Source organism: Actinomadura kijaniata NBRC 14229, assembly GCF_001552175.1.
Lineage (GTDB): Bacteria > Actinomycetota > Actinomycetes > Streptosporangiales > Streptosporangiaceae > Spirillospora > Spirillospora kijaniata.
This window is the reverse complement of sequence record NZ_BCQR01000075.1, coordinates 1-23,944: the sequence shown is the minus strand read 5'-3', so window position 1 is coordinate 23,944 and position 23,944 is coordinate 1. Positions and strand designations below refer to the sequence as shown.

General features: G+C 74.3%; 24 protein-coding genes. 9 read left to right on the top strand and 15 right to left on the bottom strand.

Features of this window, described 5'->3' with window-relative positions:
• Positions 1 to 87: 87 nt before the first annotated feature.
• Positions 88 to 705, bottom strand: coding sequence for a TetR family transcriptional regulator (locus AKI01S_RS23440; protein ID WP_067821878.1), 618 nt, complete (start codon positions 703 to 705; stop codon positions 88 to 90).
• 85 nt (positions 706 to 790) lie between these two features.
• On the opposite strand from AKI01S_RS23440, the gene AKI01S_RS23435 reads away from it, so the two are divergent.
• A complete protein-coding gene (locus tag AKI01S_RS23435) occupies positions 791 to 1,558 on the top strand; it encodes an SDR family NAD(P)-dependent oxidoreductase (RefSeq protein WP_067821875.1) in 768 nt (255 codons plus the stop codon).
• Between the two features lie 22 nt (positions 1,559 to 1,580).
• Here the strand turns inward: AKI01S_RS23435 and AKI01S_RS23430 are convergent, their stop codons facing one another.
• Positions 1,581 to 1,820: a hypothetical protein gene (locus AKI01S_RS23430; RefSeq protein ID WP_067821872.1), complete on the bottom strand. Its 240-nt coding sequence runs from the start codon at positions 1,818 to 1,820 to the stop codon at positions 1,581 to 1,583.
• Positions 1,778 to 2,275: a hypothetical protein gene (locus AKI01S_RS23425; RefSeq protein WP_067821870.1), complete on the bottom strand. Its 498-nt coding sequence runs from the start codon at positions 2,273 to 2,275 to the stop codon at positions 1,778 to 1,780. Before AKI01S_RS23425 ends, AKI01S_RS23430 begins: the two co-directional genes overlap by 43 nt.
• 84 nt (positions 2,276 to 2,359) lie before the next feature.
• On the opposite strand from AKI01S_RS23425, the gene AKI01S_RS23420 reads away from it, so the two are divergent.
• Positions 2,360 to 2,995, top strand: coding sequence for a pyridoxamine 5'-phosphate oxidase family protein (locus tag AKI01S_RS23420; RefSeq protein ID WP_067821869.1), 636 nt, complete (start codon positions 2,360 to 2,362; stop codon positions 2,993 to 2,995).
• A gap of 67 nt (positions 2,996 to 3,062) precedes the next feature.
• Here AKI01S_RS23420 and AKI01S_RS53635 read toward each other — a convergent pair whose 3' ends face one another.
• Positions 3,063 to 3,398 carry a DUF5302 domain-containing protein gene (locus tag AKI01S_RS53635; RefSeq protein ID WP_245681743.1) on the bottom strand — a complete coding sequence of 112 codons (336 nt, stop codon included), beginning with the start codon at positions 3,396 to 3,398 and terminating at the stop codon, positions 3,063 to 3,065.
• Here AKI01S_RS53635 and AKI01S_RS23410 point away from each other — a divergent pair.
• On the top strand, positions 3,397 to 4,785 hold the full coding sequence (locus tag AKI01S_RS23410; RefSeq protein WP_067821868.1) for a cytochrome P450: 1,389 nt from the start codon (positions 3,397 to 3,399) through the stop codon (positions 4,783 to 4,785). The two genes, AKI01S_RS53635 and AKI01S_RS23410, sit on opposite strands and share 2 nt — an antisense overlap.
• Positions 4,786 to 4,805: 20 nt before the next feature.
• Here the strand turns inward: AKI01S_RS23410 and AKI01S_RS23405 are convergent, their stop codons facing one another.
• A complete protein-coding gene (locus AKI01S_RS23405) occupies positions 4,806 to 6,245 on the bottom strand; it encodes an aminotransferase class I/II-fold pyridoxal phosphate-dependent enzyme (RefSeq protein WP_245681742.1) in 1,440 nt (479 codons plus the stop codon).
• 101 nt (positions 6,246 to 6,346) lie between these two features.
• Here AKI01S_RS23405 and AKI01S_RS23400 point away from each other — a divergent pair, with 101 nt between their 5' ends.
• Positions 6,347 to 6,772 carry a DUF2795 domain-containing protein gene (locus tag AKI01S_RS23400; RefSeq protein ID WP_067821867.1) on the top strand — a complete coding sequence of 142 codons (426 nt, stop codon included), beginning with the start codon at positions 6,347 to 6,349 and terminating at the stop codon, positions 6,770 to 6,772.
• A gap of 200 nt (positions 6,773 to 6,972) precedes the next feature.
• On the opposite strand, the gene AKI01S_RS23395 is transcribed toward AKI01S_RS23400, so the two are convergent.
• From AKI01S_RS23395 to AKI01S_RS23380, 4 genes are all read right to left on the bottom strand, one after another.
• The gene (locus AKI01S_RS23395; protein ID WP_067821865.1) at positions 6,973 to 8,463 is read right to left on the bottom strand and encodes an FAD-dependent monooxygenase; all 1,491 of its coding nucleotides are present in this window, start codon (positions 8,461 to 8,463) and stop codon (positions 6,973 to 6,975) included.
• Positions 8,464 to 8,727: 264 nt separating this feature from the next.
• The gene (locus tag AKI01S_RS23390; protein ID WP_067821862.1) at positions 8,728 to 10,323 is read right to left on the bottom strand and encodes a long-chain-fatty-acid--CoA ligase; all 1,596 of its coding nucleotides are present in this window, start codon (positions 10,321 to 10,323) and stop codon (positions 8,728 to 8,730) included.
• A gap of 68 nt (positions 10,324 to 10,391) precedes the next feature.
• On the bottom strand, positions 10,392 to 11,255 hold the full coding sequence (locus AKI01S_RS23385; protein WP_067821858.1) for an SDR family oxidoreductase: 864 nt from the start codon (positions 11,253 to 11,255) through the stop codon (positions 10,392 to 10,394).
• An 87-nt stretch (positions 11,256 to 11,342) separates the two neighbouring features.
• Positions 11,343 to 11,984: a TetR/AcrR family transcriptional regulator gene (locus tag AKI01S_RS23380; protein ID WP_067821855.1), complete on the bottom strand. Its 642-nt coding sequence runs from the start codon at positions 11,982 to 11,984 to the stop codon at positions 11,343 to 11,345.
• Between the two features lie 91 nt (positions 11,985 to 12,075).
• Here AKI01S_RS23380 and AKI01S_RS23375 point away from each other — a divergent pair, with 91 nt between their 5' ends.
• A complete protein-coding gene (locus tag AKI01S_RS23375) occupies positions 12,076 to 13,269 on the top strand; it encodes an FAD-dependent oxidoreductase (RefSeq protein WP_067821852.1) in 1,194 nt (397 codons plus the stop codon).
• Here the strand turns inward: AKI01S_RS23375 and AKI01S_RS23370 are convergent.
• The 3 genes from AKI01S_RS23370 to murA form a co-directional block, all read right to left on the bottom strand.
• Complete coding sequence (locus AKI01S_RS23370) at positions 13,217 to 14,077, bottom strand: hypothetical protein (RefSeq protein ID WP_067821849.1); 861 nt, start codon at positions 14,075 to 14,077, stop codon at positions 13,217 to 13,219. The genes AKI01S_RS23375 and AKI01S_RS23370 overlap by 53 nt on opposite strands.
• Positions 14,074 to 14,616, bottom strand: a complete 543-nt coding sequence (locus AKI01S_RS23365) for an RNA polymerase sigma factor (RefSeq protein WP_245681741.1) — start codon at positions 14,614 to 14,616, stop codon at positions 14,074 to 14,076. Before AKI01S_RS23365 ends, AKI01S_RS23370 begins: the two co-directional genes overlap by 4 nt.
• 99 nt (positions 14,617 to 14,715) lie before the next feature.
• Complete coding sequence (murA, locus tag AKI01S_RS23360) at positions 14,716 to 16,023, bottom strand: UDP-N-acetylglucosamine 1-carboxyvinyltransferase (RefSeq protein ID WP_067821847.1); 1,308 nt, start codon at positions 16,021 to 16,023, stop codon at positions 14,716 to 14,718.
• Between the two features lie 303 nt (positions 16,024 to 16,326).
• Between murA and AKI01S_RS23355 the strand changes: the two genes are divergently transcribed.
• Positions 16,327 to 17,472 carry a Cmx/CmrA family chloramphenicol efflux MFS transporter gene (locus AKI01S_RS23355; RefSeq protein ID WP_067821837.1) on the top strand — a complete coding sequence of 382 codons (1,146 nt, stop codon included), beginning with the start codon at positions 16,327 to 16,329 and terminating at the stop codon, positions 17,470 to 17,472.
• 176 nt (positions 17,473 to 17,648) lie between these two features.
• Here the strand turns inward: AKI01S_RS23355 and AKI01S_RS23350 are convergent, their stop codons facing one another.
• Positions 17,649 to 18,056, bottom strand: coding sequence for a PPOX class F420-dependent oxidoreductase (locus AKI01S_RS23350; RefSeq protein WP_067821831.1), 408 nt, complete (start codon positions 18,054 to 18,056; stop codon positions 17,649 to 17,651).
• Positions 18,057 to 18,127: 71 nt separating this feature from the next.
• Here AKI01S_RS23350 and AKI01S_RS23345 point away from each other — a divergent pair, with 71 nt between their 5' ends.
• On the top strand, positions 18,128 to 18,919 hold the full coding sequence (locus tag AKI01S_RS23345) for an MOSC domain-containing protein (RefSeq protein ID WP_067821828.1): 792 nt from the start codon (positions 18,128 to 18,130) through the stop codon (positions 18,917 to 18,919).
• A 3-nt stretch (positions 18,920 to 18,922) separates the two neighbouring features.
• On the opposite strand, the gene AKI01S_RS23340 is transcribed toward AKI01S_RS23345, so the two are convergent.
• Positions 18,923 to 21,529: a WD40 repeat domain-containing protein gene (locus AKI01S_RS23340; protein ID WP_067821825.1), complete on the bottom strand. Its 2,607-nt coding sequence runs from the start codon at positions 21,527 to 21,529 to the stop codon at positions 18,923 to 18,925.
• Positions 21,530 to 21,540: 11 nt separating this feature from the next.
• Positions 21,541 to 21,984 carry a MerR family transcriptional regulator gene (locus AKI01S_RS23335; RefSeq protein ID WP_067821821.1) on the bottom strand — a complete coding sequence of 148 codons (444 nt, stop codon included), beginning with the start codon at positions 21,982 to 21,984 and terminating at the stop codon, positions 21,541 to 21,543.
• Between the two features lie 74 nt (positions 21,985 to 22,058).
• Between AKI01S_RS23335 and AKI01S_RS23330 the strand changes: the two genes are divergently transcribed.
• Both AKI01S_RS23330 and AKI01S_RS23325 read left to right on the top strand, forming a co-directional pair.
• The gene (locus AKI01S_RS23330; protein WP_067821818.1) at positions 22,059 to 23,597 is read left to right on the top strand and encodes an FAD-dependent monooxygenase; all 1,539 of its coding nucleotides are present in this window, start codon (positions 22,059 to 22,061) and stop codon (positions 23,595 to 23,597) included.
• A gap of 79 nt (positions 23,598 to 23,676) precedes the next feature.
• On the top strand, positions 23,677 to 23,944 hold a 268-nt coding region (locus tag AKI01S_RS23325), incomplete at its 3' end, for a hypothetical protein (protein WP_067821815.1).

The following is a 23,944-nucleotide window of genomic DNA, read 5'->3' as shown; positions in this document are numbered from 1 at the left end:
GTTCCGGCGGTCCGGTTCCGTGGGGCCGTCAGGGGTCTTCCCCGGTGCTGGTCGGTGGGGGTGCGCTCGATCAGCGGGTGGCGGGGGTCACAGGGCGGCGGTGAGGGTTCGTATGGCTCGGATGCCCAGGTCGGCGGGGGAGCCGGGGCCTTCGGAGGGGGTGTCGTCGGCCGCCCACGCCTCCAGGGCGACGCGGATCGCGGCGGTCGCGGCGGCGGCCGCCAGCCGCACCTCCAGCGAGCCCGGGTCCCGGTCCATCAGCCCGGCCAGCACGGGGGCCAGGCGTTCCTCGGAGTCCTGGTTGACCTTCAGCCACACCGCGCGCAGCGCCGGGTCGTGCCCGGCGGCCCGCAGCAGGCCGCGCATCCACCGGTAGCGCTCCCGGGTCGCCAGGTCGGGTTCGGCCAGCACCAGCCCGGCGGCCCGCTCCAGCGCCTCCCGCGGCGGCATCCCCGGCGGGGAGCCGGCCAGCAGGTCCCGCCAGCGCAGCGCGCCCACCGACAGCAGCGGCGCGACCGCCTCCTCCTTGGTCGGGAAGTACCGGTAGAAGGTCCGCAGCGCGACCCCGGCCCGGCGGGCGATCTGCTCGGCGGTGACGCCGTCGGCCCCGTGCTCGGTGAACAGCTCGGCCGCCGCGCGGGCGATCTCCGTCTGGGTGGCGGCCTTGCGGCGTTCGGTGAGCGTGCTGCGGGGCTCCTCGGTCACCCCACGATTCTAGGCATAAGAAGCCGGTGTGGCACGTTATGCCATGTAGGCATAGCATGACGCCACAGCGATCGGAGGAACCACCATGAACCGTTTCGAGGGACGTCGCGTCCTGGTCACCGGCGGCGGGTCGGGCATCGGCCGCGCCACCGCGCTGCGCATCCTGGAGGAGGGCGGCCGGGTCGTCGCGTTCGACGTCAACGCCGAGGGCCTGGCGGCCACCGCCGAACGGGCCGGGGCGCACGCCGACCGCCTCACCACCTCGGTGGTGGACATCTCCGACGAGGCGGCCGTGCGCGCCGGGGTCGCGGCGGCGGTGGAGACGCTCGGCGGCCTGGACGTGCTGGTGAACGCGGCGGGCATCCTGCGCTCGGCGCACACCCACCAGACCACCCTGGAGTTCTGGAACCGGGTCCTGGCGGTCAACCTGACCGGCACCTTCCTGATGACCCGCGAGGCGCTGCCCGCGCTGCTGGAGTCCGGCCGCGGCGTGGTGGTGAACTTCAGCTCCACCTCGGCCTCGTTCGCCCACCCCTACATGGCCGCCTACGCCGCGTCCAAGGGCGGCATCCAGTCGTTCACGCACGTGCTGGCCGCCGAGTACGCCGGGCGGGGCCTGCGCGCGGTGGCGGTCGCGCCCGGCTCGATCAGCAGCGACATGACCGACGGCCGCGGTCCGGGCCTGCCCGGGGACGCCGACATGAGCCTGTTCGCGAAGCTGGTCCCGGCGCTCAACCAGGGCGGTTTCGCCCCTCCGGAGACGGTCGCGGGCGTGGTCGCGGCGCTGGCCTCCGACGATGGCGCTTTCGTCACCGGCACCGAGATCCGCGTCGACGGCGGCACCCACTTCTGACCCGGCAGCCGGGTCCGGGGCCTCACGCCTCCCAGTGGGAGGCGTACCAGCGCACCTCCCGCGCGGCCTCGGCCGCCTGGGGGTGGATCTCGGCGAAGTGGCCCACCAGGCCCTCGACGTCCTCCCGCAGCGGTCGCAGCGGCGGGTCGGGCGCCAGGCAGATGACCGGGGGCCGCGGTCCCTCGCGCAGGTAGGCGGCGAGCTTGTGGTGGCCGTCGATCAGGTAGCCGGTCTCGGAGCGCGGCTCGGGCAGCAGCGCCACCAGCGCGGGCTCGTCGGTCCGCAGCCGCTGCCGGTAGCGGTCGACGGCCCCCAGTCGCGGGGCGGCCGCGCGTCGGTGGGGACGAGCGTCAGCAGGGGGTCGTCGTCGAACCCCGGCCACCAGTGGAACTCCCCCTCCACCACGAAGAGGCCGCGGGACCCGAACCGGCGCGTCTCCAGCGCGTACCGGCCGGGCCGCAGCAGCCGCAGGAGGGGGCGCAGCCGGTCGGCGAGGCCGGTGGTGTCCGGGCCGGGGGCCGCCAGCCACTCCCCGAGCGCCTTGACCTCCGAGACAGCCGTGCGCGGGTCGCGGGCGCGGGCCGCGACCGTCTCGGTGCTGCCGCCGACCCCGCCCGCCACGGCGGCGGGGTCCCCGGCCAGCAGCAGCGCGCTCGCGTCGGCCCGGCCGACGACCGCGATCAGCCCCTCCCCGTCGGGCACCTCGGCGTACTCCATGATCGGCATCCTGCCAGGCCGGGCGGAACGCCCGAAAAGCCGCGCCGTAGGGTGAGGGTCCCACCCCCAGGCGGAAGGAACGTGATGACGCGGGCCCCGGAGTTCGTGGAGATCAAGGACGCGGAGGAGCTGCGGGAGCTGCTGGGCGAGGTGATGCCGAGAGCGGCGCAGAAGGAGCGCCCCCGGCTGCACGCGCGGGACCGCGAGTGGCTCGCCGCCTCACCGTTCTGCCTGGTGGCCACCAGCGACGCCGACGGCGACTGCGACGTGTCCCCCAAGGGCGACCCGGCCGGGTTCACGCTGGTGCTGGACGACACCACGATCGCGATCCCCGAACGGCCCGGCAACCGGCGGGCCGACGGGTTCCACAACATCCTCACCAACCCGCACGTCGGGCTGGTCTACCTGATCCCGGGCCGCAACGAGACGCTGCGCATCAACGGCCGCGCCCGGCTGGTGCGCGAGGCCCCGTTCTTCGACCGGATGGTCGTCGAGGGGCACCGGCCGCTGATGGCGATGGTGGTGGAGATCGACGAGATCTTCTTCCACTGCGGCAAGGCGTTCCTGCGGTCGGGGCTGTGGAAGCCGGAGTCCTGGACCGGCGACACCCTGCCCTCGCACGCCCGCCTCATCAAGGAGATCCAGCAGGACCCCATGAGCCTGGAGGAGCTGGAGCGCTACTACGGGGCCACCTACGCCGAGAAGCTCTACAAGGGCTGACCGGGGGCCGGACGCGACGCGGGCGTCGCCGGAACGTTCCGGCGACGCCCGCGTCGTTCCCCGACGGTCAGCCGCTCTTGCGGCGGAACTGGCGCTGGTGGTCGGCGCGGGAGTGCGCTCCGCGCACCTTCGAGCCGTTCCGGCCCGCTCCCTCGCCGTGCTTCTCCGACGTGGCGTCGCGCTTGCGCTCCAACGCCTCCCGGAACTTGCGCTTCACGTCTTCCTCGGAGCCCTCGTGTGCTTCTGGCGAGTCGGCCATGCGGTCCTCCAGCTCTCGGTGGTGCTGTCCCCAGCCTCGCACGTCCGACCGCGCGACACGATCCGGGGCACCCGAGATCACCGCGACGGAAACGGCGATGAAACCGGACAGTAACGCATCGTATCCCCTAAAGTCATCGATCATGGACGCGCAGCCCATGTCGGCCGACCAGTCGCCGCACCACCCCCCGCTGGAGCAGCTCGCCCTCGAACCGCTGCTGATCGACGAGTCCGCCGATCCGGCGCAGACCTACGAACGGCTGCGGTCGCGGTACGGCCCGGTCGTCCCGGTGGACGCGCTCGGCGTCCCGGCCTGGCTGGTCATCGGCTATCCGCAGGTCCTGGAGGTGATGCGGGACCAGCGCGGGATCTGGAGCAAGCGGATCGAGTCCTGGCGGGCCTACGCCGAGGGCCGGGTGCCCGAGGAGTGGCCGCTGATGAGCGTCTCCCGGGGCGGGAGCGTGGTGTACCGCGACGGCGCCGACCTGACGCGGCTGCGCGGCGCCTGGAGCGCGGCGCTGCAGCCGTTCCAGGACCGCACGCGGCCGCAGGCCCGCGCCCTGGAGGCGGCCGTGCACCGCTACGCCGACGACCTGATCACCGCGATGACCGAGGGCGGCCCGGCGGCCGGGCAGACCGACCTGGTCGCGCGGTACAGCCGTCCGCTGCCGCTGATGGCGCTCAACCGGCTGTTCGGGTTCGGCTCCGACCACGGCGAGGAGCTGGTGCTCGACATGTGGAGGATGCTGGACGCCGGGCCGGAGGCCCCCGCGGCGCTCGCGCGGCTGGTCGGCGCGCTCACCGAGAGCTCCGCCGCCAAGCGGGCCACGCCCGGCGAGGACCTGCCCTCCTACATGCTGGCCGCCCAGCCGGACATGACGGTGGAGGAGATGGCCCGCCAGATGATGCTGCTGGTCGCGCTGGTCGGCGACCACACCGCCACGCTCATCGCCAACACCGTCGCCGAGGTGCTGAAGGGCGACACCGGCGCCCGCGCCGGGCTGGCGGGCGGCATGATCCAGGAGGCGGTCAACCGGGCGGCGATCTCCTCCCCGCCGATGTCGAACACGACGCTGCGCTGGGCCCGGGCGGACGTGCGGCTCGGCCGCTACCTGGTCGCGGCCGGGGACCCGGTGATCCTGTCGATCGCGGGCGCGCACACCGACCCGGTGTTCACCGCGGGCCACTCCGCCGACGCGGTCCGGTCGTCGCGCGCCCACCTGGCGTGGAGCGCCGGGCCGCACGGCTGCATGGGCCGCGACCTGGCCACCACGATCACGGTGATCGCGGTGGAGCGGCTGTTCGAGCGGTTCGCCACGCTGCGGCTGGCCGTGCCGCCCGAACACCTGCCGTGGCGGACCTCTCCCCTGATGCGGGGGCTGCGGGCGCTGCCGGTGCACTACGAGCTGTCGGCGGTGCCGCCGCCGGTGCGTCCCGGACCGGCCGCGGCCGCCGCGGTCTCGCCGGAGACCGCGGCGCAGGAGGCGTCCCTGGCCCGCCGGGTGCTGCGCGCGCTGCGGCTGGTGCGCTAGGCGGCGCCTCGGACGGCGCCTCAGACGGCGGGGCGCGCGGCCTCCTCGCGGATGCGGTCCCAGGCGGCGCGGACGTGCCGTTCCTCGGTGGCGGGCCCGCCGACGGCCAGGCGCAGCAGGGCCCGGCCGCCGACCCTGGTGTGGGTGAGGTAGAGGTCGCCGGAGGCGTTGAGGCGTTCCATCAGGGCGAGCGTGGCGGCGTCGGCCTCGTCGTGGGCGAGGCCGGCCCAGCGGGGCCGGAAGCACACCAGGCCGAACGGGTGGTGGTCGCGGACCTCGAACGCGGGGTCGGCGGCGATCCAGGAGGCCAGCGCGTCGGCGAGCCGCGCCCCGGCGCGGATGTGCGCGCGCAACCCCTCGGCCCCGTACCAGCGGATCACCGACCACAGCTTCAGCGCGCGGAACCGGCGCCCCAGCGGGATCTGCCAGTCGCGGTAGTCGATGACGTCGCCGGAGGTGGTGGCCTGGTTGCGCAGGTACTCGGGCAGGATCGACAGCGCCTCGATCATCGGCGCGCGGTCGGCGAGCCACAGCAGGGTGCAGTCGAAGTTGGTGAGCAGCCACTTGTGCGGGTTGGTGGAGTAGGAGTCGGCGTGCTCGGCGAGCCCGTCGTTGATCCACCGGAACTCCGGGCACACGGCCGCGACGCCCGCGTAGGCGGCGTCCACGTGCAGCCACACCCCGTGCCTGCGGCAGACCTCGCCGATCGCGGGGACCGGGTCGACGGCGGTGGTGGAGGTGGTCCCCACGGTGGCGCAGACCATGACGGGCACGGCCCCGGCCGCGGCGTCCTCGGCCAGCAGCGCGTCCAGGTGCGCGGGGTCCATCGCCAGGGTGCCGAGATCGACGTCCACGACCCGGACGTTGGCCGAGCCGATGCCGGTGATCCGGGCGGCCTTCTCCAGCGACGAGTGCGTCTGCGAGCTGACGTAGAGGGTGTGGCGCCGGTCGATCCCGTCGCGCGCCGCCGACCCGCCCGTCCGCTGCACCGCCGCCAGCAGCGCCACCAGGCACGCGCTGGACGCCGAGTCCTGGATGACGCCGTTGCCCCGGAACGCGGCGGGAAGCCCCAGCAGGTCCACCATCCAGTCGGCCACGCGCGTCTCCATCTCGGTGCACGCGGGGCTGGTGGCCCACAGCATCCCCTGCACGCCGAGCCCGGACGACAGCAGGTCGCCCAGGATCGCGGGGCCGCTGGTGTTGGAGGGGAAGTAGGCGAAGAACGAGGGGTGCTGCCAGTGCGTGACGCCCGGCAGGACGATCCGTTCCAGATCGGCCAGCACGCCTTCGAAGCCCTCTCCCCGCTCCGGCGGGCGAGCGGGCAGCGCGTCCTGGACATCACCCGGCTTGACCTGCGACAACACCGGCATCGACTCGATCCGCTCGTGGTAGTCGGCGATCCAGTCGACGACCTGCCTGCCGTACCGGCGGAACTCCTCCGGTGTCATGTGCCCCGCCATGCCGCCTCCCGTCCTCGTCGTCACAAGTGATCGTAAAGTCCGGCCACCCCGTTTAGCGCGTGCCGCGTGGGAACGACTTCCCTCCACAGGGAGGGAAAGACATGACCGACAAGAACAACAAGCACAGCCCGCGCGTCGACGAGCAGATGGGACATGAGACCCAGGGCATGGTCCGCGGCGGCCACTCCACCCACGCCGAGGAGTGGAGGGAGACCGAACCGGTCTCCACCGACACCTCCTGGGACCCGACGGCCCCCGAGGATCCCACGACCCTGACGACCTCCCGGCAGGAGGGCGCGCCGCCCGGCATGAGCGCCGAGGACGTGGAGGAGCGCAGCGCCCTGGCCCGGCTGCTGACGGGGGTCCGCTGGCCCGCGACCCCGAAGGACCTGGTGGCCCACCTGGACCGTCCGGGCGCTCCGGACGGGGCGGTGGCGGCGCTGGAGAACCTTCCCGACCGCGAGTACGAGAACCTCGCCGACGTGGCCGAGGAACTGGGGTACGGCCGGGAGTCCCGCCGCTTCTGACCGGCGGGGAACCCGAGGGCGCGGCGGGGGCGCCATCGATCATGCCGCGGGAGGATGACCGGCGGACCGTTCCGTCCCTCCCCGGCGCCCTCGCCCGACGCTTCGCAGCGCGGTCCGGGTCGCGACGCCCACGAGGCGTCGCGACCCGGACCGCGCCGTCCTGTCCGCTCGGCGGCATCCCGCCCGGAACGAGCGGGAACTCAGTGGTGGACGTGGGCGGCCGGGGGGCCGCACCACATCGTCAGGGCGTCCCTGATCTGGGTGGCGCGGCGGTCGGGGGCCGTCTCGTCGGTGGCCCAGGCGATGTGGCCGTCGGGGCGGACCAGCGCCGAGGTGCGCGTCGCGCCGTCCGCCGACGCGCAGTGGACCCGGTCGGCCCAGCGCTTGGTGGCCAGGTAGGTCACCGCCGGGTCGTTCGCCGCCACGACCAGCACGAACCGGCCGCCGCGCAGCGCCTCGTGCAGGCGGGACGGCTCGCCCATGAGGGGGATGTCGGGGGCCCGGCGGCCCGTGAGGGGGTGCGCGCCGCGCGGGGGCGGGTAGGCGACGCCGATGCCGGAGACCGTCTCGGCCGCGCGGCGCGCGACGGGCGGGACGCGCGTCGCCAGGGCCGCCGCGGCCGTGCGGGCGGCGCGGAGCGGACGCGGACCCAGCATCGCCGCCCTGACCAGGCCGCCGCTGGTGCGCAGGACGGCCCGGCCGACCGGATGGCGTTCGGCGTGGTAGGTGTCCAGCAGGCCGGGCCCGGTGTGGCCGCGCAGGACCGCGGCCAGCTTCCAGCCCAGGTTGGCGGCGTCCTGGAGCCCGGTGTTCATGCCCATGCCCCCGGCGGGCGAGTGCACGTGGGCGGCGTCCCCGGCCAGGAACACCCGGCCCACGCTGTAGCGCGGGACCTGGCGTTCGTCGCTGTGGAAGCGGGAGGTCCAGCGCGGATCGCGCATGCCGTGGTCGGTGCCCAGGGCGCGGCGGACGGTGGCGCGGAGCTCGGCGAAGTCGACCGGGTCGGTGTCGGGGACCTGGTGGTCGCGGTTCCAGGCGATCGCCCGGTACCAGCCGTCGCCGAACGGCGCCAGGAACGCGAAGGCGTCCCCCGACGACCCCACCGTGAGGACCTCGCGGGGCTCGTCGTCCAGGCGGACGTCGGCCAGCATCACCGAGCGGATCGCCGACCGGCCCGGGAACGGCAGCCCCAGCGCCTCCCGGACCCTGCTGCGCACCCCGTCGCATCCGACCAGGTAGTCGGCGCGGCGGCGGTCGGCGGTGCCGTCGGCGAGGCGTGTCTCGACCTCGACGCCGGTCTCGTCCTGCCGCAGTCCGACCACCTCGGCACCCCGGACGATCTCGGCCCCGGCCGCCAGCGCGCGGCTCTCCAGCACCCGTTCGGTCTCGTACTGCGGGGTCACCAGCAGGTAGGGGAAGCGTCCCGGCAGCCGCGACAGGTTCACCCGGGCGGCGCCGAACAGCCGTACCTGCCGCACCTTCTCCCCGGTGGCCAGCAGTTCCTCGGCCATCTCGCGGGCGTCCAGGATCTCCAGGGTGCGGGCGTGCACGGCGAACGCCCGCGTCAGGTCGGACCCGGTCGCGCGCCGCTCCAGGACCGTGACCGGTACGCCGGCGGCGGCCAGGTCCCCGGCCAGCAGCAGCCCGGCCGGTCCCGCGCCGACGATCACGACGTTCCCGGGTGCCGTCATGCCCGCTCCCTTCCCTCGTGCCTCCCCTGCCCGATCCCGCGTTCCCCGAACCCCCCGGCCGAACCTGGCCGGGCACGGCGCGGCCAGGGCCTGTTTCAAGGTGGGCCTCAGCCGCCCACGCGAGCGCGTGACCTGACCCGCGGGCCCGAAGCCGAAGGCGAGGGCCCGCAGGTCAGATCGCGAAGCGATGCCGCGCTCGCCAAGACCTGGTGAGGTGCGAGCCCCCCGGGCGATCGCCGTAGGCCAGGGCTTTTGGAACACGGCCTAGCCCTGGATCCGGCGTTCGCGGCCCGCCCACTCCTTCTCGCGCAGCTGGAACTTCTGGATCTTCCCGGTGGAGGTGCGGGGCAGCTCCGGCACGAACTCGACGCGGTCGGGGGCCTTGAAGTGCGCCAGCCGGTCCCGGACGTGCGCGATGATCTCGGCCTCGGTGGGGGCGTGCCCGTCGCGCGGCACCACGAACGCCTTGGGCCGTTCCCCCCACCGGTCGTCGGGGACGGCGACGACCGCGACCTCCCGGACCGCCGGGTGGGCGTCGATCGCGCTCTCCACCTCCACGGTCGAGATGTTCTCGCCGCCGGAGATGATGATGTCCTTGGCGCGGTCGCGCAGCTCCACGTACCCGTCGGGGTGCCGGACGCCGAGGTCGCCGGAGTGGAACCAGCCGCCCCGGAGCGCATGCGCGGTCGCGGCCTCGTCGTCGAGGTAGCCGGCCATGACGTTGTTGCCGCGCATGACGATCTCGCCGAGGGTGGCGCCGTCGGCGGGCACGTCGTTCATGTCCTCGTCCACCACGCGCAGCCCGTCGGTCTGGAGCATCCCGACGCCCTGCCGCGCCAGCATCCGCGCCCGGTCGGCGGTCGGCAGGCCCTTCCAGCCGGGCTGCGGCTCGCACACCGCGTAGGGGCCGTAGGTCTCGGTCAGCCCGTAGACGTGCACGATCCGCGCGCCCAGCTCCTCCAGCCGCGCCATCGTGGTGGGGCTCGGCGGCGCGGCGGCGGTGGTGATGGTCAGGGGCCGGTCCAGGCGGTGGGCCCGCGACGCGTCGGCGATGGCGCGCAGCACGGGGGGCGCGCCGTTGAGGTGGGTGACGCCCTCGGAGTCGACGAGCTCCCAGATCCGCTCGCCGTCCACCGCGCGCAGGCACACCTGGGTGCCGCCGACCGCGACCAGCGCCCAGGGCGTGCACCAGCCGTTGCAGTGGAACATCGGCAGCGTCCACAGGTACACGCTGTCGGGGGTGTGCCGGGAGTGGACGATCTCGCCGAGCGCGTTGAGGTAGGCGCCCCGGTGCGTGTAGACCACGCCCTTGGGGCGGCCGGTGGTGCCGGAGGTGTAGTTGACGGAGATGGGGGCGTTCTCGTCGGCGGGCTCCCAGGGGAACGCGGTGTCGCCGCCGCGCGCGGCGAACGTCTCGTAGTCGGTGCCGCCGGCCTCCGGGTCGGGGACGACGCCCGGGGCGGCGACGGTCACGATCTCGGTGACGGTGGCCAGGCCGCCCGCCAGCGGCGCGACCGTCGCGTGCAGCCCGGCGTCCACGACCAGGAGCCTCGCCCGCGAGTGGTCGCAGATGTGGCGGACCTCCTCGGGCGAGAGCCGCGTGTTGATCGCCACCAGCACCGCGCCCGCCAGCGGCACGGCGAAGTGGGCGACCAGCAGTTCGGGGATGTTGGGGGCGAGGTAGGCGACGCGGTCGCCGGGCCCGACGCCGGAGGCGCGCAGCGCGCCCGCCAGGCGGGTGACCCGCTCGGCGAGGTCGGCGTAGGTCCAGCGCCGGTCCCCGTGGACGACGGCCGGTTTGCCCGGGAAGACCTCGGCCGACCGCTTCAGGAACGCCAGCGGGCTGAGCGGGCTGAGCATGACGGGACCTCCCGTGCCGTGTCACCTGCGTCCCGGTCAGCATGACACGGGGGGTCACCGTCGCGCCGTCAGCGGAAGTCGTCGACGTGGTCGCGCGCCCATTCGGCGAACGCGCGGGGCGGGCGCCCGGTGACGCGCTCCACGTCGGGCCACGGCTTCTCCAGCGCCGACCAGTCCTGTTCGGCGTAGCCGCTGCCGGTGTCGGGCGATTCCCCGCCGTACTCGACGAATCCGAGCATCAGGTCGGCCGACTCGGCGGCGAACCCGCCCTGCGCCCGCATCAGCTCGCGGGCGCGCTCCCGGTCGACCTCCTCGTAGCGGACCTCCTCCCCCAGCGCGTCGGCGATGGCCGCGACCTGCTCGCGGACGGTGACCGGCGCGGGCCCGGTGAGCGTGTACGCCTTGCCGTGGTGGCCGTCGTCCAGCAGGGCCGCGACGGCGACGGCGGCGATGTCGTCCTCGTGGACGAGCATCATGGGCTCGTCGCCGAACGGGTGGCGGACCACGCGTTCGGCGCGGATCGCCGGGGCCCAGATCTGGAGCATGTTGGTCATGAACCCGCCGGGCCGCACATGGGTCCACTCCAGGCCGGACGCCGCCACGACCTCCTCGACCGGGTTGGTGTGCAGCCCGGCGGTGACCGAGGCCGCCGACAGGTCCACGATCCGCCGCACCCCGGCGTCGCGCGCCATGGCCACGACCTCGCGGGCGGTCTCCTCGACCGGGAACAGGTACATCCGCTCGACGCCCTCGAACGCCGCGCCCAGACCCGCCGGGTCGGCGAGATCGCCGCGCACGACCTCCACGTCCCGCGGGAACCGGGCCCGGGCGGGGTCGCGGGTCAGCGCCCTGACCTCCGCTCCCGCCCGCCGGAGCCGTGCCACCACGTTGCGGCCGACGAACCCCGTCGCACCGGTGACCAGAACCTTCATGACGCCTCCTCGTTGCCGACTCCCCCGACGCTAGAGGCGGTGTAGGTCAGTTCCCGTCCGCGACCGGCGGCGTCCGTCCGATCCCGCCTACCCGGCGTCCCGCGCCCCCGGGGCCGGATCGCCGCCGGCCAGGCCGTGCAGCAGCAGGTCGGTCAGGGTGTCCACGATCTCGTCGTCGGTGGCGCCGGGGCCGTCGTCCCCGGCGGTGAGGACCGCGTAGCCGAACATCGACAGCAGCGCGCCGAACGCCGGGGCCAGCAGCGCGGGGTCGCCGGGCAGCCGGTGGCCGCGCTCGCGCAGCCACTCCAGGTGGTCGCGGAGGACGTCGGTCTCGGCGACCAGGCTGCGCCACAGGTTCCCCGAGCGCGGGTCGTCGGCCATCAGCGCCTGCGTCCGCGCCACCACGACCGGCAGGTGGTCGCGGAAGACGTTCCAGGCGACGGCGAGGTGGTCGCGCAGCTGGGCGCGGTCCGACAGGTCGTGGTCGCGGGAGTGCTCGTGCGCGCGGATCTCGTCGTCGGCCTGCCGCCCCATGTCGGCCATCAGCGCCTGGAGGAGCTCCTCCTTGCCGGCGAAGTGGTCGTAGAACGAGCCGGTCGCGCGCCCGGCGGCGGCCGTGATGTCGGTGATCTTCGTGTTGAGGTAGCCGCGTTCCAGGAACAGCCGACGCGCCGCGTCCTTCAGCGCCGCCTGCGTCTCGGCCGCCCGGGCCTTGCGTACTCCCGCCATCCGTCCCCCTTGACCATCGCGTGCGGACGTCATCATACTGAAGCCAAGTTCGCCGAATAGAGATTCAGTGAATTGTGATTCAGGAGGTTTCATGCGGGTCATCGTGGTGGGTGGCGGGGTCGCCGGGGCGGCGAGCGCGGTCGCGTTGCGGCGGATCGGCGCGGAGGTGACGGTGTACGAGGCGTACGCCGACCCGGGCGGACAGGTGGGGGCGTTCGTGAGCCTGGCGTCCAACGGGCTGCGCGGGCTGGCGGCCCTCGGCGTGCTGGAGGAGGTGCGGGCGGCGGGGTTCGCGGTGCCGCGCCAGCTCATGTGGTCGGGGTCGGGGCGGCTGCTGGGCGACCTGCCGCGCGGGCGACGGTCGGACGACCCGCTGCACAGCGTCACGCTGATGCGGGGCCGCCTGGTGGAGACGCTGCGCGCCGCCGCCGAGCGGGCCGGGGCGCGGATCGTCACCGGGGAACGCCTGGTGGACGCGGTCGCCACGGGGACGGGGGTGCGCGCGGTGTTCGACGGCGGGCGCACCGCCGAGGCGGACCTGCTGGTCGGCGCGGACGGCATCTGGTCAGCGACCCGGCGGATCCTGGACCCGGCCGCTCCCGACCCGGCCTACGCCGGGCTCTACACCGCCTCCGGGGTCGCCCGGGGCGTCGCGGGGGTGGAGCCGGGGACGTTCAACATGGTGTTCGGGCGGGCGGGGGCGTTCCTCGCGATCGGCGTCCCGGACGGGTCGGTGTGGTGGGGCGCCCAGCCCGCCGCCGCGCGGGCCCCCGACCTCGACGCGGTCGGCCCGGACCTGCTGGCGGGCCTGTACCGGGACGAGCCGATGCCGTCGGCGGTGCTGCGCGCCGCGACGGAGACGCACCGGCCGACCCTCCACCACACGATGCCGCCGGTGGAGGTCTGGCGGAACGACCGGATCGTGCTGGTCGGTGACGCCTCCCACCCCGTCGGGGCTGGTCAGGGCGCGTCGATGGCGATCGAGGACGCGACGGTCCTGGCGCACGCCCTGGCCGCGGCGGCGTCCGTTCCCGCCGGTCTGGCCTCCTACGAGGCGGACCGGCGGGAACGGACGGCCAAGCTGGTGAAGATGGCGGCGGCCAACCGGGACGCCAAGACCGCGGGCCCGGTCGCGCGCCGGATCCGGGACGCCGTCATGCCGATGGCGCTGCGGCTCTTCTACGAGAGGGGCACCGCCTGGCTCTACGACTACCGGCTGCCGGAGCTCCCGGTCAGCGCCCGGACGCCACGTGCAGCGTCACGCTCTTGGGCTCCTTTCCGCTGACCGCCTCGTGCACGTACCAGGAGTCGGGCACCCGGTCCTCCTTGAGGACGTGCTCGCCGAAGTCCCAGTCGGCCGACTGCTCGGGCCGCGGGGGCATCTCGGCGTACCCGACGATCCGGACGCCGCGTTCCTTCGCCACCCGGCGCAGCTCGCCGACCTCCGTCCCCTTCACCCGCACCCCGTTCAGGGGCTCGCCGCGCGCCGCCGCGTCCCCGGTGATCTGGTAGCGCTCCCCCGGCCGGGCGGCGCGCCCGAACGTCAGCGTCACCCGGTCGCGCAGGCCGGTGGGGACGCGGACGCCCGGCTGGCACCAGAGGTCGCCGCAGCCGCCCCCGCCGTCCAGCGGCGTGACGCGCGGCCTGGTCCTCGTCTGCTCGTCGTAGGAGAGCATCGTGCCGACCAGGCTGGGCGACACCGGGAGGACCCGCAGGTCGACGTTCAGCCCGTGCGTGGCGAACTGCTTGCGGTACATCTCCGGGTCGGCGTTGGGATCCACGATCCGGACCTCCAGGAACTCGCCGCGCTGGGCGAAGGCGAGGGCCCGCGCGGTGCCCACCCGGGGCGTTCCGGACTCGTCGGTCCGCACGGCCTGCACCCCCACGACGGCCGCGGCCGTCACCGCGACCGTGACGGGGATCCCGACCAGCATCCGGCGCCGCCACCCGGGCCGGGCGGCGGGCCGGGCCGGGACGGACCCGGTGGCCAGGGCGTGCAGGGCCTGTTCCACCTGCTCGTCGGTCACGCGCACGTCGCGGGCCGGGTCGTGGACGGCCAGGGTGTCGCGCAGCCGCTCGATGTCGTTGCTCATGCGAGGCTCTCCTGAGGGGACGCGGGGGCGGGCGTGGCGGCGCCGGGCGGTGTGTCGCCGAGCAGATGTCGCAGGCGTTTGCGCGCCCGGTGCAGCCGCATCGCCGCCGCGGTCCGGGAGCATCCGGCCGCCTCGGCGGCGCTCTTCAGGTCCAGGCCCTCCCAGCACACGAGCATCACCAGCTCGCGTTCGCGCTCGCCGAGCCCGGCCAGGGCCGCCAGCGCCGTCTGCCGGGCGGCGACGGTGGCGGCGTGGTCGCCCTCGCCGTCGCGCCGCCCCAGGTCGTCGGCCAGGGCGTCCAGCAGGCCGTCGCGCCGCCGGTCCCTGCGGACCAGGTTCAGCGTGACGTTGCGGGCCGTGGCGTACAGCCACGGCCGCGGGTCGTCGTCGGGCAGGCGGTCCCGGCGTTCCCAGGCGATCCGGAACGTCTCGGCCGCCACGTCCGCGGCGTCGGCGGGTCCGACCCGCCGCCACGCGTACCGCAGCACCGCCTCGTAGTGATCCCGGAACATCCGGGTGAAACCGTCGTCGTCGTTCAAGCGCTGTCTCCCGTCAGCACAGCGGCACCATTCACCTGTTAGGTGTCGGCGACGACGCCGGTTTCACTCCGGACGGGAGATTTCTCGCGGAACCCGCCGTCAGAGCTCGACGCTGCGCAGGTTCAGGCCCAGGGCCCGGAACTGCTCGACGGGGCGGTGGTAGCCGCGTTCGATGTGGTGGACGCCGCGCAGCGTCGACGGGCCCTCGGCGACGGCCGCCGCCAGCACCGCCGAGAACCCGGCGCGGATGTCGGGCATGGTCACGTCGCCGCCGCGCAGCTTGGTCACGCCCCGCACGACCGCCGAGTGCCGCGCGCCGGTGTCGTGGTAGCGGCAGGCCGGGCCGCCCAGGCAGGTGTCGTACACCTCGATCTCGGCGCCCATGCCCTTCAGCGCCGGAACGTAGGCCAGCCGGTTCTCGTACACCGTCTCGTGCAGCACCGACATGCCGTCGGCCTGCGTGAACAGCACCATCAGCGGGGTCTGCCAGTCGGTGGCGAACCCGGGGTGGGTGTCGGTCTGCACCGCCGCCGGGCGCAGCCCGTGCGGCGCCGACGCCATGATCCAGTCGTCGGTGATCTCGAACCGGGCGCCCATCCGCGCCAGCGTGGTGATCGGGGTGACCAGACGGTCCTGCGCGCAGCCGTGCACCCGGACCTCACCGCCGGTGACCAGGCCCGCGACCAGGTAGGAGAACGCCTCGATGCGGTCGCCGCCGAGACGGGTCGGGGCGCCGCCGAGCCGTTCCACGCCCTCCACCACGATGCGGCGGTCGGGGCTGAAGGAGATCCGCGCGCCCATCCGCTGGAGGAACAGCGCCAGCTCGATGATCTCCGGCTCGGTGGCGGCGTTGCGGATCACGGTCTGGCCCTGCGCCAGCACCGCCGCCAGCAGCACCGTCTCGGTCGCGCCGACGCTCGGGTAGGGCAGCTCGATACGGGTGCCGACCAGGCGTTCGGCGCGGGCGTGGATGCCGTCCTCGGCGATGATCACCTCGGCGCCGAAGCGGCGCAGCGCCTCCACGTGGAAGTCCACCGGCCGCCGCCCGATCGGGTCGCCGCCGACCAGCGGCACGAACGCCTCGCCCGCCCGGTGCAGCAGCGGTCCCAGCATCAGGATCGGGATGCGGTTCAGGCCGGTGAACGCCTTGTCGACGCTGGGGTCGGTCACCGGCCCCGGCACGATCGTGATCTCCTCGCCGGAGCGCTCCACCGTCATCCCGACGTGTTCGATCATGGCGGCGGTGATGCCGACCTCGCCGACGTCGGGCGCGTTGCGGATGGTGCTCGGCGCGTCGCCGAGCATGGCGGCCACCATGTGCTTGCTGACCGCGTTCTTGGCCCCCCGCACGGTCACGTCGCCACGCAGCGGGCCGGACGGCTCGATCTCCCACAGCTTCTCGGTCACCCGTGCAGCCTATGGGCCGCTCCGCCCATCACCAACCCGGTCACCGTGGTTTCACCCGTTCGCCGCGTTCCTGCTACCGTGATCGATCATGTCCGGTCCCGAGGCGTCCAGAGCCTGACCGCCGGCCCGCCGGCGGTCCCTCCGCCGTGCCCGCCGGCCGCTCTCCGCGCGGCCGTGCCCCCTCTTCTGAAGGCGTTCCGGACGATTCCCGTCAGCGGTCGTTGACCGCGCCCCTTCAGCCCTGACGCGCCGCCGCGCCCTCCCCTGCCCTTTTTCCGGCATCCCTCGACGGGAGTGTTCGTCATGCCGTTCGTCATCTATGTCCTGGGGCTGGCGGTGTTCGCCCTGGGCACCTCCGAGTTCATGCTGTCGGGTCTGCTCCCGGCCATCGCCGCCGACCTCCGCGTGTCCATCCCGCACGCGGGGCTGCTGACCTCGTCGTTCGCCGTCGGCATGGTCGTCGGCGCGCCCGTGCTGGCGGCCGCGACCCGCCGGCTGCCGCGCCGCAGCGCCCTGCTGTGGTTCCTGGTGGTCTTCGCCCTCTGCCATGTCGTCGGGGCCCTGACCGGCGACTTCACCGTCCTGCTGGCCACCCGCGTGGTGAGCGCGCTGGCCATGGCGGGCTTCTGGGCGGTGGCGTCCGGGACGGCGGTCGCGATGGTCGCCCCCGGCGCCCGCGCCCGCGTGATGGCCGTGCTGGTCGGCGGCACCAGCCTGGCCTGCGTCGCCGGGGTGCCCGCCGGGGCGGTCCTCGGCCAGGTGTGGGGCTGGCGGGCCGCGTTCTGGGCGGTCGCGGTCCTGACCCTGCTGTCGGTCGCGGCGATCGCGGCGCTGCTGCCCGCCCGCGACGCCGCGCCCGCCGACGCGGGCCTGCGCGCCGAGCTGCGGGACCTGACGCGCCCGCCGCTGCTGCTGTCCTACACGGTGAACGCGCTGGTGCAGGGCGCGACGTTCTGCACCTTCACCTACCTGGCGCCGCTGGTCACCGAGACCGCCGGGCTGGCCGAGGGCTGGGTGCCGGTGCTGCTGGTGCTGTTCGGCGGCGGCGCGACCCTGGGGATCACGATCGGCGGGCGTGTCACCGACGCCCGTCCCCGGACCGTGCTGGTCTGCGGGGCGGTGGCGCTGACCGGGGGCTGGGCGCTGCTGGCGCTGACCGCCGGGAACCCGGCCGCCCTGGTCGCGCTGGTCTTTGTCCAGGGGATGCTGGCGTTCGGCCTGGCGCCCGCGCTGACCTCCCGCACGTTCGCCCTGGCCGCCGGGGCCCCCACGCTGGCCGGCGGGTTCGTGACGGCGGCGTTCAACGTGGGCAACACCCTGGGCCCGTGGCTGGGCGGCCTGACCATCGACGCGGGCTGGGGCTTCCGCTCCCCGGTCTGGGTCAGCATCGCGCTGATGCTGGGGGCCCTGGCCGCCATCGCCGCCGCCCGCGAGGTCGGCCGCGTCTGACCGCGCGCCGCGATCACGTCCCGCACGGCGCCGGCCACCGGCTCGGGCCGTTCGGCGTGCGCGTACCGGTGGGAGGCGCACGCCGCCCTCCACGCGGCACGGCCTCCGCCGTCGCCGCGTGGAGGGCACGGAGCCCGGTCCTGGTCCCGAGCGGCCGGGCCGCGGTCAGGCCGCGGTCAGGCCGCGGTGCCGACCACCCGGTGCGGCGTCAGCCGGATCACGATCCGGACGGCGTCCGGCGGCAGGTCCAGGTACTCCTGGCCCGCGCCCGGCCCCTCGTAGCGTTCGGCCAGCTCGACGGCGAGCCGCCGTCCCTCGTCCTCGGTCACGGTGGCGGTGCCGCGCACCTCGACGTACCGCAGCGGGTCGCCCATGTCGAACACGGTCAGGCTGGCCCGGGGGTCCCGCCGCAGGTTGCGGTCCTTGCGCCGGCCCGCCTGCGAGGAGACAAGCAGGTCGTCGCCGTCCCGCCCGACCCACACGACCGAGGTCTGCGGGCCGCCGTCGGGGTTCACGGTGGCGAGCACCGCCGGGTTCACGCCGTCAATGAGCTTCCGCGCCGAGGCGCCGAGTTCGATCGTCACCCGGTGAGCGTAACGACCCGATCCGCGGTTTTCACCCGCGCGGATGATCTCCGGCGGTGGACAATCGGATCATGAGTACTGTGACGGCGCTGTACCGCTACCCCGTCAAGTCGATGCTGGGGGAACGGCTCGACACGGCGGACCTGACCACGACCGGCCTGCGGGGCGACCGGGCGTGGGCGCTGCTGGACCGGACGACCGCCAAGGTCGCCAGCGCGAAGAACCCCCGGCTGTGGCGCGCCCTGCTCCAGGCCCGCGCCTCCCTGGACGGCGCCGCCGTGCGCATCACCCTGCCCGACGGCACCCTCGTCTCCGGCGACGAGGAGCTCTCGCGCTGGCTGGGCAGGCCCGTCACCCTCGCCGACACGCCCCCCGACGGCGCGGAGCTGGACCGCGCCGTCCCCGAGGAGGTCCTGGCCGAGGGCGTCAGCGCCGACGTGGCCGTCGAGCAGATCACGATCGGGGCGGGAGCGCCGCCCGGCGCGTTCGTGGACTTCGCCCCCGTCCACCTGATCGGCACCGCCACCCTGCGCGCCACTGGCGCCGAGGCCGTCCGCTACCGCCCCAACCTCGTCGTCGACACCGGCGCCGCGTACGAGGAGAACGCCTGGGTGGGCCGCACGCTGCGGATCGGCACCGCGGTGCTGCGCGTCATCGCCCCGACCCCGCGCTGCGCGGTCCCGACCCTCGAACACGGCGACCTGCCCCGCTCCCCCGACGCGCTGCGCGTCCCGGCCCGGGAGAACCTGGTCGAGCCCCTGCCGGGCATGGGCGACCGCGCCTGCGCCGGAGCCTACGCGCAGGTCGTCCGGCCGGGCCGGATCTCGGTGGGAGACCGGGCGACGTTCGAGACGGACCGCTGACCGTCACCAGGTCTCGTGGTCGATCCCGGTCGTGACGATCCGCAGCGCGCTGAACGCCGCGTACGGCCGGTCGTGCGAGCTCATCCCGCCGTACAGCGGCATCGGCACCTTCGGGAGCAGGTCCAGCACCGCGTCGATCCGCCCCTGCCCGGCCGCCCTCCGGAGCAGCTCCACGGTCGGTCCCTGCCGCTGCGCCGGGGGGATCCGGGCGATCTCCGCGTACCTGCGGGCGAGGTCATCGTCGACCGGCTCCTCCGGTTCCGCGACCGCGAGGCCGTTGCGTTCGGCCCAGGCGCGCAGCAGCTCCGTCTGCCCGTATCGCCGCAGCAGGCGCATCACCGCCTGGTCACCGAACCAGCCCTCCGCGTCGCGCAGGACGCGTTCGGCGAGGTCGGCCCTGCCCGTGCGCAACGCGTAAGCGACGAACGGGACACCGGCGCCGTCACCGGGGTCGCCGGTGCCCTCGTCCAGCAGGGCCCGCGCCTCGTCCTCCCGCCCGCACTCCAGCAGCGCCCACACGATCGGCAGGCGCCGGCCCCCGGCGCCGTGGTGCTCGCGCGCCTTCTCGAACCACCGGTCCGCGCGTTCCCGGTCGCCCAGCGCCGCGTACGCCCCGCCCACGGCGGCACCGGCGCGGGCCTGGTCGCCCCACTCCATCGCGTACCACACCGGCCCGTTCCACCGCTCCTCGCAGGCCGTCTCGTGATCGGCGAAGAGCGAGCGCGCGTCGTCCCGTAGCCCCGCGGCCGCCAGGACCATGGCGGCCTCGGCCGCCACGAACGGGCGGCGACCTTCCGGGGACGCCCCGACCAGCACGCGCACGCCGTCCGGCTCGCCGCGCCGGGCCCGGATGAGGGCCGCCTCGCGCAGGGCCTCGCCGGACCACGGGAGGCGGTCCACGCCGAGCTCCACGACCGCTTCGAGAAAGGCCCGGAACAGGTCGTCCACCGTGGCCGGGCCGGGCGGGGGCCACCGCTCGGGCTCCGGCGCCCGGACGGTACGGCCCCGGAACGGCTCCAGGTCCTCGCGCAGCGGGCCGTCGACCCGTTCCGCCGCCGTGGGCGCGTCGGGGAAGACGTCCAGCCGTCCCCAGTGGACCGGCCACGCGTAGCGGCGGTCCACCGCCCACGTCAGCGCGGCGGCCAGGTCCGCCTCCCGTCCGGAAGGGGCGATCGCGACGCCCTCCGGGAACGCGACGGCCCAGGTCTCCTCGTCGAGCGCGAACGTGGGATTGGGCCCCCGCCCCATCCAGTCGCCGAGGTCATCGCCGTCAACGAACAGCGGGCGCGGCGCGGCGGGCTGTCGCAGCAGCGTGAAGTCGCCGACGGCCTCGCCGGTGTCCGCGCGCAGGAAGCGCAGCACGGTCGGCCCCACCGCCACCAGGACGTCGTCGGCGCCCCAGTGCAGCCCGGTGGCCTTCTCCGGGGCGTCGAACGCGCGCAGCCGCTCCGCGCGCTCGTCGCTCAGCGACCAGACCTCGATCCGGCCGTCGGCGGTGAGGCACGCGGCGCGGTCGCCGTCCGGCGCCCAGGCCCAGGTCCCGACCACCAGCTCGCCGCCCGGCGCCCGGACCGCCACGTCGAGGTCGTAGCGGTGGCGGCCGGTCCGGTCCACGATCCCGACGCGCGGGCGTTCGACCCCGTAACCCGCGGGGACGACGACGGCGAGCCGGTTCCCCCAGGACAGGTGGACGGTCTGGGACGACACATCGGAACACCCGGGGCCGGTGGCGATGTCCCGGCCGGTCGCCGCGTCCGCGATCACCAGCTCGCCGTCGCGGTGGTAGGCCAGCACGGTCTCGTCCCGGCTCCACGCGGCGGACGGCCACGAGCGCGTCTCGTCGCCCTGGACGATCCAGACGATCTCCCCAGAGGCGACGTCGATCGAACAGGCCCTCCCGTCGTGCAGGCCGCCGTACAGCCGCTTCCCGTCCCGGGACCAGACGGGCCGCTCCAGGACGAAACCCTTCCCCTCCACCACCGGCACCGTCGTGGTCTCCAGGCTGGAGAACTCCACGATCGAGCCATGGGTCGCCGAGCCCTCGTCCATGACGTACGCGCGCAGCCCGTCGGGAGAGACCGCGAACGGGTCGGGGCGGCCGTTGTAGGTGAGGCGGACGGTCGCGATCGGCTCGGTGCCGGCGCCGAAGGGGTGCCACACGCCCACGTTGCTGGCCCGGTACTCCACCGCCAGCCGGGTCTCGTCGGCCGACCACTGGATCGTCCCGCCGTACCAGGGCCAGCCGATCCCGCCCACGATCCCGTCGACGACGTTCACGCAGCGGCCGGTGGCGACCTCCCAGATCGCCAGGGTGGCCCCGGCCTCGTAGTCGTCGCCACCGAAGTCACCGACCGCGAGGTAGCGGCCGGACGGGCTGAGCGCCTGCGAGGTGATCTCGACGCGGTGCACGTCGGGATGGCGCAGCACGGCCCCGCACTCACGGATCCGCCCGGTCGCGGCCCGGTGCGCCTCGGTGACGCCGTGGGCGCGCTCCAGCTCCCGCAGCGCGGCCCGCAACGGAGGCAGGTCGCGCACGGGCTCGAACGCGGACCAGTCCTGTGCGTCCAGGGCGTCCAGGACGGCGCGCTCCGTCAACTCGGTGATCTTCATGGCCGACGATGCTAGGAGGCGTCACCGACACCCGTCCGGCCGAGCGCGTGATCGACGGCTTGGACGAGTTCGGCGCGCAGGTGGGGGCACTCGCGCACCGGGTCGGCCCGCGGGCAGGTCAGCAGGTGCTCCAGGAGCCGCTGGGCGTTCCGCAGGTCGGCGATCCGGCTCTTGATCGTCTCGATCGAGGAGGTCAGCACCTCCCGGCCCGAGGGCTGGTCGGCGGCCGGATCCTCGCCGACCAGAACGGCGGTGTCGGCCAGGCTGACCAGTCCGCGATGGTGCAGACACCGGATGAGCGCGAGCCGACACAGCTCGGCGTGGCCGTAGTAGCGCACGTTCCCCCGGCGTTCGGCGGCGGGAAGCAGGCCCAGATCGTCGTAGTAACGCAGCGTTGACACCGGCACGCCGAAGCAGCGGGCGACCTGGCTGATCGAGTAGCGCTCGTCCGTCATGGCCCCATGTTGCGCTCAAGCCGACTTGAGCGTGCAGGGTGAACGTCGATCCGCAACCGACAAGGGAGCAAACGATGCGCACTCACGCTGTGCCGGTGCTGGTGGTGGGCGGCGGGCCGGTCGGGTTGTCGACGGGACTGTTCCTCGCGCACTGGGGCGTCCGGCCCCTGGTCGTCGAGAAGCGGGACTCGATCTCGGCGGTGCCGCGGGCGAACACGAGCCTGCGCACGCTGGAGGTGTTCCGTTCGATCGGCCTCGGGGCGGCGCTGGAAGAGGCCGGCTGGGAAGGCGGCCCGCCGATGCGGATCCTGTTCCGGGACCGTGGACTCGGCGTCACCCTGCACCAGGCGGAGCTGCCGGACCGGTACTCCAGGATCCTGGAGACGTGCAGCCCGGTGGACCCCCGCCTCACGCTGACGCACGACCGGATCCAACGGCTGACCTCTGCCGAGCTGCGCCGCCGCGGCGGCGAGATCCGCTTCGGCGCGCGCATGGTCGACCTCACCCCGGAAGCCGACCACGTGCGCGTACGGATCGCCGACACCGCCACCGGCGAAGAGTGGGAGGTCACGGCCGACTACGTCATCGGCGCGGACGGGGCGAACAGCGACGTGCGCGAACGGCTGGGCATCACCATGCCCGACCGGGAGGTCCTCACCCGCCTCAACACCGCGTTCTTCCGCGCCGACCTCGGCCCCGTGCTGCGCGAGTGGGGGACCCACATGTGCTTCGCGCGCAACGAGCGGGTCTACGCCACGCTGATGTCGAAGAACGGCCGCGACCAGTGGTCCTCCCACATCCTCGACTACCCGGGCAAGCCGGACCATCTGGCCGACCTGACCGAGGACAGGACCATCGCCCTGCTGCGGGCCGCGATCGGCGACGAGACGATCCCGATCGAGCTGCACGCCGTCAACGCCTGGGAGGCCGCCCTCGGCACGGCGTCGTCCTTCCGGCGGGGCCGGGTCTTCCTGGCCGGTGACGCGGCCCACGTGCAGAGCTCGGCCGGCGGGCTCGGCATGAACACCGGCATCCAGGACGGCCACAACCTCGCCTGGAAGATCGCCGCAGTCCTGCGCGGCCGGTTCACTCCGGCGCTCCTGGACACCTACGAGCCCGAACGCCGCGCCGCCGTCCGGGCGTCCCACGCCCTCTCACGCGGAATGCACCAGGGCTACCAGTCTCCGGAGGGCGACCCGAGCACCCTGTACGACGAGATCGCCGTCGACTACCTGCGCGGCATGATGTTCTACGCCTACCCACCGCATGACGACACCGAGCCCGACATCACGGCCGACGCGATCCGCCCCGGCCACCGCTTCCCGCACCGCTGGGCGCGTTCCACCGGAACCGGCGAGATCTCCACCCTGGACCTGGCCGCCGCACGCTGGACACTGTTCACCGAACCGGACGACCACCGATGGCGGACGACAGCCGCCTCCCTCGGCATCGACCTGCACGTCCATCCCCTCAACGACGTGAACGACGCCGCGCTGGTGAGGCCCGACGGTTTCGTTGCCTGGCACGGCACCACGGAGGAATCCCTCCGACACGCGCTCCACGGCCTGGGACTACGGACCACCCCCGAGCCCACCAGAACGGTCCTGGACTGAGGCGGTGAACGCCTGGACGATGTGTCCCATGCGTCGTGCGATGTCCAACGGTCGACACTCTGGGCGGTGATGAGGCTTGTTGCTGATCGTCTGGACCGGGCTGGGAATCGTCCTCGTACCCCTGCTGATGGGGGCCGGGATCGCCGGAGCGATCACGCTGGAGGGGCTGTTCGGCCCCATCGGCGCGACGGCCGGGCTGGTGATCGGCACCGTTCTTCTCATCGCCGTGGGCCGGGCCGTGAACAGATACGGCAACGAGCACACGCTGTACGGCATTCCGGTCCAGCACTGGGCGTGGATCCAAGGGTTCTTCGCGGTGTTCAGCGTGGTACTCATGCTGATCGCCT